Origin of the sequence: Bacillus cereus (assembly GCF_002561295.1) — a bacterium.
GTDB lineage: Bacteria > Bacillota > Bacilli > Bacillales > Bacillaceae_G > Bacillus_A > Bacillus_A cereus_S.
In genome coordinates, this window is record NZ_NTUG01000011.1 from 43,229 (window position 1) to 58,334 (window position 15,106).

Genomic DNA, 15,106 nt, shown 5'->3' on the forward strand with positions numbered 1-15,106 from the left:
GCCACCTTTGTAGACAAATTCCTATGTTTAAATTTATGAAAAGAAACAAGATATATGACTTGTATTTTCGGATAATCAAGTTTCTATAATTTTATTATGTAAACAATATTGCTGAAATAATCCTTCTTGTAATGTCTAATGAATTGTACGTCTTATACGCTTAATCCTTTATATAAAAATGAGTGAAGAGAGCCTTCATCCCCTTCACTCATTTTTTAGCCTTCCCCAATCGGACTGTTACGAGCTGAATCTTCCTACATTTCATATGAAAAATTCTCATATAAAAGTTGGATTTTTCTTTCTGAAAGTAATAACTCTTGAACAAAAATGAAAATCTACCTACAAAAATAGTCTTTCACCTTTGCATACGGTATTTCTTCTAAACATTTTCCATTTCCGCTTGTCGTTTTCGCCATACATAAAGCATTCCAAATTGCCTCTTCTACCGCTTCGATAGTCATCGCAAATAGATGGGAAATTTCTTTGCCATCTTCACGTAAAAAGGAGTATTGCAAATTTTCTATAGCAGGAGTATGAGGAATATGATGTGCCGTGGAAAAAGCAATAACAATATCACCACTGCCATGTGCTCCATATGACCCTGCTTTGGCTAGACCAAATGTTGCACGTTTCGCAATTCTGTTTAATTGTCGTTCACTAAGCGGCGCGTCTGTTGCAATTATAATCATAATAGATCCATCTGGTAGCTGTTTATGATCTACTTCCTTCCTATATAAATCTTCTTTTCTACCGAAATTCGTAACGACAAGTACGCCTAGTGTATATGTTTTCGTAGTGAAAGTTATAATTCTAGAGCTCGTGCCAACCCCACCTTTATAACCGAAACAAGCCATTCCTGTACCAGCTCCCACACAACCTTCTGCGACTGGACCAATTTGTGCGATTTCAATTGCTTCAATTGCATGCTCTGGTTTCACATGCATCCCCCGAATATCATTTAAATAGCCATCGTTACATTCTCCAATAACAACATTTACCGTTCCCACAGCTTGCCCAATTTCTTCATTTTCCCGCAGCATATATTGAATAGTGCCCTGCAAAGTAGCCGCTACTGATAGTGTATTTGTTACTAAAATTTGGCTTTCTATAGTACCTAGTTCTTGTACTTGAATGGTTCCAACTGTTTTGCCAAATCCATTAATTACATAACTACTCGCGAATACTTTTTCATAAAATACATTTCCAGAATGGGGTAAGATAGCCGTAACACCCGTGCGAACGTTACCCTTTTCAAAAAGTGTAACGTGTCCAACTTGAACTCCTTCCACATCTGTTATTGCATTCCACAAACCTGTTTCATATTTCCCTATTACAACTCCAAGCTCCCGCAACCGTTTCCGCACTATGTCCCCTCTCCCCTCTAATTTAGAATTTTCTTTCATTTTATCATACGAATAAAAAACACGCCTATAAAAGCGTGTTTTTTATTGTTTCACATATACCTCAACAATAGGATTATCTTTACGATCCGCATGCAAACGAATATTCTCTTCACTTGTATGATAAATACTTGCCAATAACATGACAGTTAACAAATTAGGAGTTTTTCCATCACTCCCAAATTTTCGTTCAAGTGCTTCTCTATATTCAAAACCCAAATCCCCTTGTATATATGTATACACTTCAAATCCATCCGCTAAATCACAAACAATCCTATCGACAATATCTGCTCCTACTTGCTTTTCCATTTCATTGCGAAGGGCATTCGTAAATTCATTCCAAGGAACTTCATATGTTTGAAATTGATCTTTAGGTTCCATATTTCCCACTCCTTTTCCACATACACTCTCCCCTTATCTTTTCCCTTTTTCATAACAATTATGAAACTTAGGTCAATCGTACAAGCCGCATTTGTCCCTATGACATATCGTATTACTGTATATGGAAGGAGGCAAAAGAACATGCATTGTCAAAAATGTTATAATACTTGTCATCGTTATTTTGGTAAATTCGTACGTATTGAAGATGTAGATGGTTATGTTCATATCGGTAAGATTGTTGATGTGACAAATGATTCCGTTTGGATTGATCCAGTTCATGAATCATCGTTTAATACAGGATTTGGTTACTATGACGCATACGCAGATGGCGGCTGTGATTGTTGTGGTGGACTAGGTGAATGTGATCGATGTGGATTTGGTTTTGATAGAGGTTGCCGTGGTGGTTTTTGCAGCGGCGGTGCAATTGAATTAGCTTTCGGGTTTATTTTTGGTATTGCTTTAGCTGGGTTATTTTTCATCTAGCTATATAAAGTGAAACTTTAATCAGTGGGAGGTTCTTCATCCCCCACTGATTATTAACCCGCACCAATCAGGCCTTTACGGGCAGTATTCCTGCCCGTTAATGCGAGATAAAGGAGCTGACTGCACTATGTAGTCAACTCCTTTATTATACGATTTTTATTTTTCACAAATGAAGACGCGGTGCCCCAATACATGTCGGTACATATGCAATACTTGCTCATGTTGCACCCATGCATCATACAATTCACTTGGAATAACATGGGACAAGTTCCATTCCGGCTGTTCAATTTGGCCTGCAACCGTCTCTGCAATCGTTCCTCCACCTACAATCGTTATCCTTTTGAAATTTGCTATTTGAAATCGATTCATCCACTCCATTTCTGTTTGTAATTCCTTTAGTCCATATAATTGCATGATTTTATCCTCTTCCTCTTTTGGCAAATGCCTCTCAATTATCATTTCAATAACAACAAGTTTTCCGTTCTTTTGCAAAACACGATAACACTCTGGAATCGTCTGCTCTTTATTTGTAAAAGCAAGTACAGATTCTCCTAACACAAGATCAAATTGTTCATTCAAAAACGGTAACTGTTCCGCATTTCCTTTAATCAGTTCAATCGATAGTTGCTCTTGTAACCATCGATTTTTCGCCTTTTGAATCATCACTTCATTATTTTCAACCGCTGTGACGTTATAACCATATTGCTTTCTCATGTAAGCTGCTGTCCTTCCTGTTCCACAGCCTATTTCAAGTACATTTGCTTCTCGGTGTAGCGGAAACTGTGCCAATAACTGTTTTGTTAATGTAAACCCACCAGGGTGCGCACTACCAATTCCATAATAGGCTAAAAAATCAATGTAAATGTTCTTTTTCATGGAATTCTCCTTTTCTATTGTTTATATTCAAAAAGAAAAAAGCAGTGCATACAAAAAGGGACGCCTCATCGCGTCCCTTTTTCTTTTTACTTATCTTCTGTAATATACGCCCACTTATAGCTATAATCTCCGCCAACTGGATGTTTAGCAATACCTTTCACTTTTGGTTTTTGAACGATTGAATCACCGCGTTGATATAAAGGTGCAATAGCTACATCATCAAGTAAAATCTTTTCAGCTTTCAATAAAGCTTCCCAACGCTCTTTTGGTTTTGATAATAATTCACCTTTTCCTTGTTCAACAAGTTTATCATATTCTGGATTTGAATATCCTGTTTGGTTATGTGAACCATTTGTCACGAACATATCAATAAATGTCATTGGATCTAAGTAGTCAGGTCCCCATCCAGCATAAGATAGATCATAATCTTGTTTTGTTTCTAAATCTAATTTTTGTTTAAACGGTTGGTTCTTCAAGTTTACTGTTAAGCCTGGTAAATTTTGCTCTAGTTGTGCTTTTAAGAATTCTCCAACTTTCTTCGCATTTTCACTATCATAGTTTAATAATTCTACCGTTACAGCATCTTTACCAAGTTCTTTCTTTGCTTTTTCCCAATGTTCTTTCGCTTTCTTTGCATCTGTTTTTATACCCTCTCCGTTTTCTTTACGGAAATCTTTTCCATCCGGACTCTTCGCAAACTCTGCTGGCACTAAGTAACCTGCTGGAACGGAACCATCATTTAAAATAACGTTTGCTAATCCTTTTTTATCATATGCCATTGCAATTGCTTTACGTAAGTCTTTATTCTTCAGCACTGTATCTTGGCCGCCACGCTTTTGATTTAAGCGTAAGAAGAATGTTGATGGTGTCTTTTGTGTATAGAATTCTGGGCTAGACTTATATTTATCAACGAATTCAGATACTAATCCCGTACGGTCAATTGCTCCAGTTTCATATAGATTGATACGTGTTCCAGTATCTTTTACTACGTTAACGTTAATCTCTTCTAATTTTACTGTTTTATTATCCCAATATTGCGCATTTTTCTTCATTTTCCAGCCTTCTTCATGTTTCCACTCACTTAAAGTAAATGGACCATTATACAACGTTGTATCTGCTTCTAATCCAAATTTATCTCCTTTTTCTTTCATGAATTTTTCATTTAAAGGATAGAATGTTCCAAATGATGTTAACTCTACAAAATAAGGAACTGGATTTTCTAACTCTACCTCTAATGTATGATCATCAACAGCTTTTACCCCTAATGTATCAAGTTCTGCTTTTCCTTCATTAATAGCTTTTGCATTTTTTAAATCAAACATGATATATGCATATTCAGCTGCTGTATTTTTATCAATAGCACGCTTCCATGAAAATACAAAATCTTTTGCTGTTACTGGATCACCATTTGACCATTTCGCATTTTTATTTAATTTAAATGTATACTTTTTGCCATCATCACTCTTTTTATATGATTCAGCAACTCCAGGCGTTGCTTTATTATCTTTATCAAGACGATATAAACCTTCCATTACGTTGTTCATAACATTAAATGATACAGCATCTGTCGCTTTCGTAGAATCCATAGAAGGAATTTCACTCGAATCTGTCAAATTAAGCACTTGCTTTGCAGCTAATTTCCCGCCTGCTTTTTCACTTTCCTTTGGCTTTGTATTTGCTTTTTCTTTTTCCCCTGATCCCGAGCATGCCGATAATGCCATACTTACTGCTAAAACTGGTGCTACAACTGCTGTTAGTTTCTTCATCTTTTTCATTTGTGTACCCTCCCCAAATTATATGTACGGTGTTATTCTTGAGAGATATCCTGATATCCATCTAGTTATCAGAAGATTCTTATTAATTAATATTCTACTATTTTTTTCGAGTTTGTAAAGGTTATTTTTTAAAATTCTGAAAATTTTTTCTATAATAATAATTCTCTTTGTTTAGAGTACAATTACAAGATTCTCCCCCTCTACTATATGAGCACTAGAACCTGCTTATTCTTTTCTATTTTTCGAATTCTATACAAAGTGAAACTTTCATCAGTAATATAAATAATATATTTTTAAGAATTCCAAATTCATCATGTTCTTTCTATGAAAAAGCATCTCCAGAAGTAGATGGATCACCTCTGAAGATGCTTTCCTCATTTCAGATTATTTTCCGCTCTTTTCCTCTACATATGCCCACTTAAAGCTATACTCCGGGCTAATATTATGTTTTACAATTCCTTTTACATTCGGTTTCATTACATACGCTCTACCTGTTTGATATAATGGTACCATCGCTGCATCTTCTTCAAGCAATAATTTTTCCGCTTTTCCTAACTCTTCCCAACGTTTTTTCGGATCGGACATTAATTCATTCCCTGCTTTTTTGACCATTTCATCATATTTTGGATTAGAATAACCCATTTGATTGTAAGGACTCTTCGTTTCAAACATATCGATAAATGTCATTGGATCCGCATAGTCTGGGCTCCAGCCTGCGTAAGAAATTTCATAGTCTTGTGCTGTCTCTAGTTTTAACTTTTGTTTAAACGGCTGAATTTTCGTATTAATTGTTACACCTTTTAAATTTTTCTCAATTTGGTCTTTTACATAGTCTGCAATTTTTTTCGCTGTTCCATCATCATAACTTAACAATTCAATTGATACTTGGTCTTTACCAAGTTCCTTTTTCGCTTCTTCCCATGCTGCCGCTGCTTTTTTTGTATCTTGTTTTACACCATTTTTAAATGTCTCTGTAAAATCTTTACCATCTGGACCTTTTGCTAGTCCTTTTGGTACTAATTGGTCTGTTGGTTTCGATCCGTTGTTTAAAATAACATTTGCTAAACCTTTTTTATCAATTGATAGCGCAATCGCTTCACGTAATTTTTTACTCTTAAGTGGTGTATCTTGGCCTCCACGTTTTTGATTTAAACGTAAGAAGAACGTACTTGACTCTGCATACTCACCATATTCTTCTTTATTAGATTTATATTTATCAACAAATTCTCCTGATAATAGTGTAAAGTCAATTGCATTCGTCTCATATAAATTTACTTTTGTAGCTACTTCTTTTACAACACTATAATTAATCTCTTCTAATTTCACAGTCTGTTTATCCCAATATTTATCATTTTTCTTTAACTTCCAACCTTGCTCATGCTTCCATTCAGACATGACGAATGGTCCATTATATAAAACTGTATCCGCCTCTAAACCGAATTTATCTCCTTTTTCTTTTACAAACTTTTCATTCAACGGATAGTAGGATGCAAATGCCATTAAGTTTAAGAAGTATGGAACAGGTTTTTCTAATTCTACTTCAAGTGTATAATCATCGACTGCTTTTGCACCTAATGTCGATGCGTCTGCTTCCCCTTTATTAATTGCTTCTGCATTTTTAATATAGTAAGCAATAAACGCATATTCAGCAGCTGTTTCTTTATCTAGTAAGCGCTTCCAAGCGAACACAAAATCGTGCGCTGTTACTGGATCACCATTTGACCATTTTGCATCTTTACGAAGCTTAAATGTATATTTTTTACCATCCTCGCTTTTCGTGCTAGACTCCGCCACAGCTGGGATTGGTTTATTATCTTTATCAAGGCGATATAGGCCTTCCATTGTATTCCCTAAAATTTGCGCTCCAAGTGTATCTGTTGATTTCGAAGTATCCATCGTTGGAATTTCCTGATTCTCTGTACGATTTAATACTTGTTTTGCTGCATATTTAATATCAGACTTCTTATCTTCCCCACTATTAGACGTTGTCCCCGTCTTTTTATCCCCACCTGATCCGGAGCACGCCGATAATGCCATACTCATTGCTAAAACCGGCGCCACAACCGCTGTTAACTTCTTTAACTTTTTCTTTTTCACTTCTGTACCCTCCCTAAATTATATACACGATGATATTCTCGATAGATTTCCAATATTTTTTATCAGAAAATTCTAATTGATTAAATATTCTACTATTTTTTATCTTTTGTAAAGTTATTTTTTTAAAATCTTAAAAGTATTTTCTACTATAATAACAATATATTAAATTACCCCGCATTAACGGACAGTAACACTCCCACCTCAAAATTCAGCAAAAACAATGTCCAGCTCTAGCGGCTAAAGAAGTTAGGCGAGAGATGAACTGCCCGTAAAAGTCCAATTGGTGCGGGCTGATAATCAGTGGGGGATGAAGAACCCCCCACTGATTAAAGTTTCACTTTATATATAGGGTACACTACCAAACATCGCTTCTATTAAATAGAATTCAAAAAAGATTCACTGCATAGAAAAAAAGCACCTCCAAAAGTAGTTATACTACTTTTAGAAATGCTTTTTTACCTTTATTACTTACTATTTTTTCTCAGTTACATAAGCCCACTTGAAGCTATATTCTGGACTGATGTTATGTTTTACAACACCTTTTACGTTTGGTTTCATTACATATGATCTAGCATTTTGATGTAATGGTACAAGCGCTACATCTTCTTCCAGTAATAGTTTTTCAGCCTTTCCTAACTCTGTCCAACGTTTCTTCGCATCCGCCATTAAATCTGTCTTACCGTGTTTGATGATTTCATCATATTTTGGATTTGAGTAACTCATTTGGTTTTGAGAGTTCGTAGATTCAAACATATCTAAATATGTCATTGGATCTGCATAGTCTGGGCTCCAGCCGCCATATGAGAAATCGTAATCTTGATCAGATTCTAATTTCAGTTTTTGTTTGAATGGCTGCATTTTAATATTTACTGTTACACCTTTTAAGTTTTTCTCAATTTGGTCTTTTACATATTCCCCAACTTTTTTCGCATTACTTGTATCATAGTTTAAGAACTCTAATGTCACTTGATCTTTACCAAGTTCTTTTTTCGCTTCATCCCATGCTGCTGCTGCTTTTTTCGTATCATGTTTTAAACCATTATCAAACTCTTCTTGGAAATCTTTTCCGTCAGGGCTCTTTGCTAATCCTTTCGGTACTAAATAATCCGCAGGTTTAGAACCGTCATTTAAGATAACATTTGCTAAATCCTTTTTGTTAATTGATAACGCAATTGCTTCACGCAATTTTTTGCTCTTTAATGGTGTATCTTGACCACCACGTTTTTGGTTTAAACGTAAGTAGAACGTACTTGGTTCTGAATATGTTCCAAACTCTTCTTTGTTATTTCGATATTTATCAACAAACTCACCACTTAATAGCGTAAAGTCAATTTCACCACTATCATATAGATTTACACGAGTTGACATATCTTTTACAACGCTATAGTTGATTTCGTCTAACTTCACACTCTTTTTATCCCAATAACTATCATTTTTCTTCAGCTTCCAACCTTCTTCATGCTTCCAATCTGTTAAAACAAATGGTCCGTTATAAACTACCGTATCAGATTCTAAACCGAATTTATCCCCTTTTTCTTTCACAAATTTTTCATTTAGTGGATAATACGATGGGAATGCTGTTAAGTTCAAGAAGTATGGAGTTGCTGTTTCTAGCTCTACTTCAAGTGTATAATCATCTATTGCTTTTGCACCTAGTGTAGATACTTCCGCTTTTCCTTTATTAATCGCTTCTGCATTTTTAATGTAGTATGCAATGAACGAGTATTCAGCCGCTGTATTTGGATCTAGTAAACGTTGCCATGCATATACGAAATCTTTCGCTGTTACTGGATCACCGTTTGACCATTTTGCATCTTTACGAAGTTTAAATGTATATTTTTTGCCATCTTCACTTGTTGTGCTAGATTCAGCTGCTGCTGGGATTGGCTTATTATCTTTATCAAGACGATATAGACCCTCCATCGTATTCCCTAAAATTTGTGATCCAAGAGTATCTGTATTTTTCGAAACATCCATCGTTGGAATTTCGTTTGTTTCTGTACGATTCAATACTTGTTTTGCTGCTAATTTCTCACCTGATTTGCTATCTCCACTTGAATTCGTACTTGTTTTTTTGTCTCCACCTGTAGAACATGCAGTTAATGCCATACTCATTGCTAAAACTGGTGCTACGACTGCTGTTAATTTTTTCATCTTTTTCTTTTTCATTTTTGTACCCTCCCTAATTACCTGTACGTTTCTAGATTAAGAAATTTCTGATAATTCTGTTTTTCTTTATATTCTTATCAAAAGATTCTTGTTAACTATCATTCTACTCGTTTTTATTTTTTTGTAAAGTATTATTATTAAAAATTTTATAAAAATTATTTTATTGCAGTAATATTCATAAAAATTCCATTAGATCGATATGACGTTTTCTCTTTATTGCCATATGAAGAAGCCCTTTCTTCTATTTATTTCGATTTTATAGAAAACCCTTGTTAATTATTGTTAATAAATAATGTATAATTTTAAAAATACCTTTCTTAACAAAATAAAAAAAGCAGATACTTACAATGATCTGCTTCACTAAAAATATTTATATTGTGTTTTCTATATCCCTTAACTCTCTTCACTTTCTTTTTTAGCCTGTTGTTCACTTAACCCAAGATGGGTTCGAAGTGTATCACTAAGTTCTCTTAAACTCTTTGTATCTGGATTATAATAATATACACGTTCGCCGTTCGGTCCATTCGGCAAATATAAATCATCTCCAGCTAATTGAATTTTCTCAATTGAAGCATCTAATCCATATTTATAAAACGACAGCATATTATCTAAGGCTAAGTTTGTCTTTAAATCACCATCTACAGCATCAATCATCTTTCCTATTTTCGTAACAGATCCTACACTTTTTAACTTTGCTAAAATTGCCTCAATGACAAGTTGCTGACGCTGTCCTCTCATAGCATCACTATCAATGTGGCGTGTTCGTGCGAGAGCCAGTGCTTCTTCTCCTGTTAATTTTTGCATTCCTTTTTTCAGATGGATAGCATCATGTTCATCTTTACTATTTTGCTCAGAAAACTCAATTGGAACATCTATTTCAATACCACCTAAATCATCAACAATTTTTATAAAGGAATTAAAATTGAATTTCACAAAATAATCAACTGGTACATGCAATAATTTTTCTACGGCTTCAACAGCAGCTTGTGGTCCGCCATCCTTTCCATTTTTCACAAAACCTTTTCCATATGCATGTGTTATTTTATCTTTTTTCTTTTCAATTGGAATATATGTATACGTATCACGCGGTATACTGGTTAACTTGACTGTCTTCTCATCTTTATTAAAAGTAGCTAATAATAATGCATCCGTATGAAATGCACCCTTATATTCTTTTTGACGCTTCTCATTTTCATCAATGCCCATAATTAATAGAGAAACATTATTTGTTATTGGCTTTACGGTCTCCTCACGTAAATCAGATTTCTCTCCACGTGCTAGGCTGAGCGAAGCTTTTTGCACCGCATTTGAAGCTTTATTGTATAAATACGCACCATATCCAACTCCACTAGCTAACAAGATTCCTACTATTATTCCTACTACTGTCCTTTTTCTATATTTCTTCTTACTCTTTTTTTTACGTGAAAGCGAGCTTTTCTCCATATTATTTCCTCCGATATATATTTTTCCATCCAAATTAAAAACTAGCAAAATCATTATTTATTCAAAACGTTTTTCAATTTTTTATATGAAGAAACATCTTTTTGAAATACGTTTTCATCAATTCCTTTGTTTACTTGTATCTTTTCCGTAGTAATAGAATACTGGATCATTCCATTATGAAAACTAAGAAAGTTTAACATAATCCCCGAATTTTTTTCTACAACCATTTCAAATTTCCCTCGTAAGTCTTCGGAAGTACTTAAAGGCATCTCTATGTTTATAACGCCCTCTATTTTGTAACAATCTAATCCAAGATACTTTATTTCTGTAAAATCCCAATCTTTATATCTGATTAACAAATCCGCAAACTCTGATTGAATACTATATTTAACGAATCCAACGTATTCATCATCATACCGTTTTTTTTCGCCCATTTTGTTAAACGCTCTTTCAGTAGGCGTTAATTTTAGTAACTCTTTACTTTTAGGTTCTGGATCCCAACTCACTTCTTTATATGTATAATCTGCATCATTAAATTCTTGCCTTTTCCCTTTATTATATAAAACTGTCATTTTTTTCGACTGAAGATTCTCTTTAGAAGAAATTCCTCTTTGATTCTTTGCATCAATTGCATACTTATAAGTAGTGATGAGACGAGTTGAGCTAGCGTACTCTTCAAATTGCCCTGTAACATTTTTAAAATAATCAATTGAATCAAGCATTTTTTGATGAATTTTCTCTTTTTCGGGATACTTCACGTTGAGTTCTGTTTCTTCCTCATTTTCATAATCTGAAAATGCCTTTTTCGTTACATATTCAAATACGCCACCTTTTTGTGCAAAACTTTGTAAAGAAAATTCAAACATAGAAACAATCGATAATACCGTTATTGCCACACTCACGACCATAACTTGAATCCTATAAGATTTCTTTTTAACCGGAAGATTATGTAATGTATCATTTATTTTCCGATTCACATGCTCTGGTAACATAGTCTTCTCTCGTTCCATTCTCTTTTTTAACTTTTCATCAAACAATTCATCCTTATCCAACGCATACACCCCCCTATTCCATTTGTAATTTCTTTTGCAATTGTTCTCTCGCCCGTGACAACCTTGATTTAACTGTTCCCTTTGGTATTTCTAATAACGCTGCAATATTTTCTTGATTCATATCTTCATAATAGTAAAGTACTGTTACAGCTTTTAATTCTTCATTTAAAGATTGAATCGCATTATGAAGGTCTATATCTTCATAGGAATCAAATGCGATCATGTAATCATTATTTCCTTCTATTGCGATTACCTTTTTTCGTGATCTTATCACCTCATTACACTGATTAATTAAAATTCGAATGCACCATGTTTGGAAAAACTCTTCTTTTTTAAGCTTTTTTATATTTTCATAAGCTTTTAAAATGGTTGTTTGTATCGCATCTTCTACGTCATTTTCATCATATAGCATAGCCTTCGCTATACGATAAAGTTGAATTTTATGTGTATGTATTAAAGAGACAAATGCCTCATGATCGCCTTTTTTAGCTAAAGAAACATCGTTCTCTTCCTTCACTATCGTTTTATATAACGGTATTACTTTCACTGTTTATCCTCCTGTTTTATTTCTCTCAATAAAACTCTACACTTATTAGACGGATTTGTAAGGGAAAAGGTTCATCTTTTTTTAAATTTTCTATAAATAAAAAAGATAGTTAATTTCTTTAGAAACTAACTATCTTTTCTACTCTATTTATCTATAGCGGTAAATCTCTTTTCTTAAACAATACAATCGCTACTGTAAAGATACAAATCGCACCGCAAATTAATCCAATACTCACCGGCCATATGTTATATGTCCCTGCCACAATTTCTTTTGGCCGAAACAACGTAAATAATGATATATTTCTCATCCATTCTAGCTTATCGCTTAATTTCCCTACCATATCTAGTAAATAAAATTGTCACACTAGCAGAAAGACTAAGAGCCTTTCCTTCATCGTTACATATACAAGTGAATAAAAATGAATAGCCACTTACTACGAGAAACAACAGTCCCCCAACTAAATTCATTTTGAAGAATACTTCTTGATTTAAATTGTTTTCTTCCAAGAGCCACTCTACTCCTAATGCACCTGCCCCATACGTCGCAATTATAATGATTAGTAACCCCAGAATAAGAATTACTCCTTGTGTGATTGCAATTTTCACTCTCGATACCGGTGTTGCCAACAAGTAAGCCATTGCTCCTTTATCTACATAACGAGCCATTAAAGATGCCGCGTTGTTATTATTTTTAGAACGTGGATTTAACGAAGTAAAAATAGAGGATATTGCAAAAGAGGCTAAAGTATCTCAGGTGACAATTTATAACCATTTTGGGAGTAAAGATGCCCTTTTTAGAGAACTTATTCAAGAATTTGCGACAACTGAATTCCAATACTATCAAAAAATAGCAGCTGAAAACATGCCATTTCACGATATGATGCATAAAATGATACTACGGAAGATGGAAAGTGGCAGTTTATTTCATCCTGAAATGCTATTGCAAGCAACTCAAAAAGATCCAGAACTCCATGAATTTCTATATCGTTATCAGCGCGAGACAGCCCTTCCTTGGTTTTTCGAGATATTAGAAAACGCACAGCATAAAGTGAAACTTTAATCAGTGGGGGTTTTCTTCATCCCCCACTGATTATTAGTAGAACCAATCGGGCTTTTACGNNTCTAGCCGCTAGAGCTAGACTTTGCCTTCGCCGAATTTTGAGGTGGGAGTATTACTGCCCGTTAATGCGGGATAAAAATGAAATTAATCCAAACCTTTCAAAAGAAATGGTGCTATTATACATTCAAATGTTTAGTAAGTTAGGTGAAGATTATGGGGCACAGTTCTTAGAAGGAAATCGTAAAAAACATATAAAAGATATTGTTGCGTTATTTTTTTATGGACTTTCTAATCCCGACAATACGACTCACAAAAATGAAAAAGAAAGTTTGAATTGGGCTATTAAGATCAAAGGGGAATGTTACATGTCACAAGATAAACTGTTCTATGAATTGGTTTGTATGAGCTGTAAACAAATATTTAAAGCATATGAAGGAACCAAAATATACAAACTCTTTAAAGAAAATAGAAATGGAAAATACACTTGTGAGCACTGTAGTCATAATATACAGCTAGAAGCAATTAAAAATTTTTTTAACAAATATTAAAAAATGTTTCTATCTAAACAAACCCATCATATATTTCAATCCCGAAACTCATCAAAAAAAGACACGAAATCGTGTCTTTTTCATTTATAATGAAATAACCCTACCTGCTTCACTACTTTCAATAGCAGCTTGAATAACACGAATAACTTGTAAACCTTCTTCCGCTGTTACAGGAACTGGCGCTCCACTTACAATGCTATCTCGAATTCCTTTATAATACATTTCATAGCATCCCACTTCTGTTGGAATACATTTCACTTCTTCTTCTGTTTCTAAAACAGCAAAATTACTTTCACTATCTTCCCCATATCCTACACTACCTGGCTTCATACCAAGCTTTAATTGCTCCTCTTGTGAATCCATACCATATTTCACAATCGAACCTTTATCCCCATGAACACTAAAGTGTGGTCCTGCATGTTTCACATAACTGCTACTATGTAAAATAACACGCTTAACCCCATAATGAAGTACAATATGGAAATAATCATCTGTCTCGGCCCCAGGTCGTTGCTTTACGATATCCGCACTAACCGTATCTGGTTTTCCAAATAAATGTAATACTTGGTCAATTAAATGCGATCCTAAATCATATAAAATCCCTGATCCTGGTAAGTTTTTTTCACGCCAACGATCGCGTACATAAGGACGGAAGCGATCAAAATGCGCTTCATATGTATACACATTTCCAATTTGTTTTTCCTCAACTAATTTCTTTATCGTTAAGAAGTCATTATCAAAACGGCGATTATGATACACACTAACCACTACATTATTCTCTTTTGCCAATCTAATTAGCTCTTCGCCTTCTTCAACTGAAACAACAAATGGCTTTTCGACAACGACATGTTTTCCATGTATAATCGCTTCTTTTACAAATGGAAAATGTGTTGTATTTGGTGATGTAATAACAATAAGGTCTATATCATCTCGTTTTACTAATTCTCCAATCGTGCGAACCACTTGTACAGTCGGTAATGCTTCTTTCACTACCTCTTCTTTTGAAGATACAATCGCGCGAATATCAAATTCGTCTATCGTTTGTAATAAAGGGATGTGAAATGTTGTACTTGAAAATCCAAATCCGACAATCCCTACACCTATTTTTTTCATATTAATTCCTCCACTTATGAGAACGATTTCATAATTATTATAGCAATTTTTATTTTATTTACATAACTATTTGCTCATTCTTAGATTAGTAAAAATAACGTAAAACTTTAAGCAGCAGGAATTGCTCCATGCCCACTGCTTATTAACCCTCACCTCCCCCTTT

General features: G+C 34.3%; 12 protein-coding genes and 3 pseudogenes. 4 read left to right on the top strand and 11 right to left on the bottom strand.

The genetic code is table 11. The annotated features are described in order from the left end of the window. Positions 1–335: 335 nt before the first annotated feature. Both CN373_RS09675 and CN373_RS09680 read right to left on the bottom strand, forming a co-directional pair. Entirely contained in the window at positions 336–1,403 is a 1,068-nt protein-coding gene (locus CN373_RS09675; protein WP_002057185.1) for a P1 family peptidase, read from the bottom strand. 42 nt (positions 1,404–1,445) lie between these two features. Next, a complete protein-coding gene (locus tag CN373_RS09680; protein WP_000433400.1) occupies positions 1,446–1,781 on the bottom strand; it encodes a hypothetical protein in 336 nt (111 codons plus the stop codon). 141 nt (positions 1,782–1,922) lie between these two features. Here CN373_RS09680 and CN373_RS09685 point away from each other — a divergent pair, with 141 nt between their 5' ends. Then, complete coding sequence (locus CN373_RS09685) at positions 1,923–2,264, top strand: hypothetical protein (RefSeq protein WP_000543548.1); 342 nt, start codon at positions 1,923–1,925, stop codon at positions 2,262–2,264. A gap of 156 nt (positions 2,265–2,420) precedes the next feature. On the opposite strand, the gene CN373_RS09690 is transcribed toward CN373_RS09685, so the two are convergent. The 8 genes and pseudogenes from CN373_RS09690 to CN373_RS09725 all read right to left on the bottom strand — a co-directional run. Continuing rightward, positions 2,421–3,140: a class I SAM-dependent methyltransferase gene (locus tag CN373_RS09690; protein ID WP_000739602.1), complete on the bottom strand. Its 720-nt coding sequence runs from the start codon at positions 3,138–3,140 to the stop codon at positions 2,421–2,423. 86 nt (positions 3,141–3,226) lie between these two features. Beyond that, positions 3,227–4,915 (bottom strand): peptide ABC transporter substrate-binding protein, encoded by a 1,689-nt coding sequence (locus tag CN373_RS09695; protein WP_000738325.1) that lies wholly within the window; start codon positions 4,913–4,915, stop codon positions 3,227–3,229. A 384-nt stretch (positions 4,916–5,299) separates the two neighbouring features. Continuing rightward, on the bottom strand, positions 5,300–7,012 hold the full coding sequence (locus CN373_RS09700; protein ID WP_000727495.1) for a peptide ABC transporter substrate-binding protein: 1,713 nt from the start codon (positions 7,010–7,012) through the stop codon (positions 5,300–5,302). Between the two features lie 471 nt (positions 7,013–7,483). Further along, positions 7,484–9,181, bottom strand: a complete 1,698-nt coding sequence (locus CN373_RS09705; protein ID WP_000727506.1) for a peptide ABC transporter substrate-binding protein — start codon at positions 9,179–9,181, stop codon at positions 7,484–7,486. 393 nt (positions 9,182–9,574) lie between these two features. Next, positions 9,575–10,624 carry an LCP family protein gene (locus tag CN373_RS09710; protein ID WP_098359185.1) on the bottom strand — a complete coding sequence of 350 codons (1,050 nt, stop codon included), beginning with the start codon at positions 10,622–10,624 and terminating at the stop codon, positions 9,575–9,577. A gap of 53 nt (positions 10,625–10,677) precedes the next feature. Further along, positions 10,678–11,676, bottom strand: a complete 999-nt coding sequence (locus CN373_RS09715) for an anti-sigma factor (RefSeq protein ID WP_098359186.1) — start codon at positions 11,674–11,676, stop codon at positions 10,678–10,680. Positions 11,677–11,689: 13 nt separating this feature from the next. Further along, entirely contained in the window at positions 11,690–12,223 is a 534-nt protein-coding gene (locus CN373_RS09720; RefSeq protein ID WP_000864760.1) for a sigma-70 family RNA polymerase sigma factor, read from the bottom strand. A gap of 151 nt (positions 12,224–12,374) precedes the next feature. Next, positions 12,375–12,900: pseudogene (locus CN373_RS09725) on the bottom strand (ABC transporter permease subunit); the annotation flags it as partial. On the opposite strand from CN373_RS09725, the pseudogene CN373_RS09730 reads away from it, so the two are divergent. The 3 genes and pseudogenes from CN373_RS09730 to CN373_RS09740 form a co-directional block, all read left to right on the top strand. After that, positions 12,887–13,267: pseudogene (locus CN373_RS09730) on the top strand (TetR/AcrR family transcriptional regulator); the annotation flags it as partial. The pseudogenes CN373_RS09725 and CN373_RS09730 overlap by 14 nt on opposite strands. Before the next feature lie 149 nt (positions 13,268–13,416). Beyond that, positions 13,417–13,584 (top strand): annotated as a pseudogene (locus CN373_RS09735) (TetR/AcrR family transcriptional regulator); the annotation flags it as partial. A 63-nt stretch (positions 13,585–13,647) separates the two neighbouring features. Further along, positions 13,648–13,830: a hypothetical protein gene (locus CN373_RS09740; RefSeq protein ID WP_098359228.1), complete on the top strand. Its 183-nt coding sequence runs from the start codon at positions 13,648–13,650 to the stop codon at positions 13,828–13,830. A gap of 84 nt (positions 13,831–13,914) precedes the next feature. On the opposite strand, the gene CN373_RS09745 is transcribed toward CN373_RS09740, so the two are convergent. Beyond that, positions 13,915–14,943, bottom strand: coding sequence for an oxidoreductase (locus CN373_RS09745; RefSeq protein ID WP_098359188.1), 1,029 nt, complete (start codon positions 14,941–14,943; stop codon positions 13,915–13,917). Between the last annotated feature and the right edge of the window lie 163 nt (positions 14,944–15,106).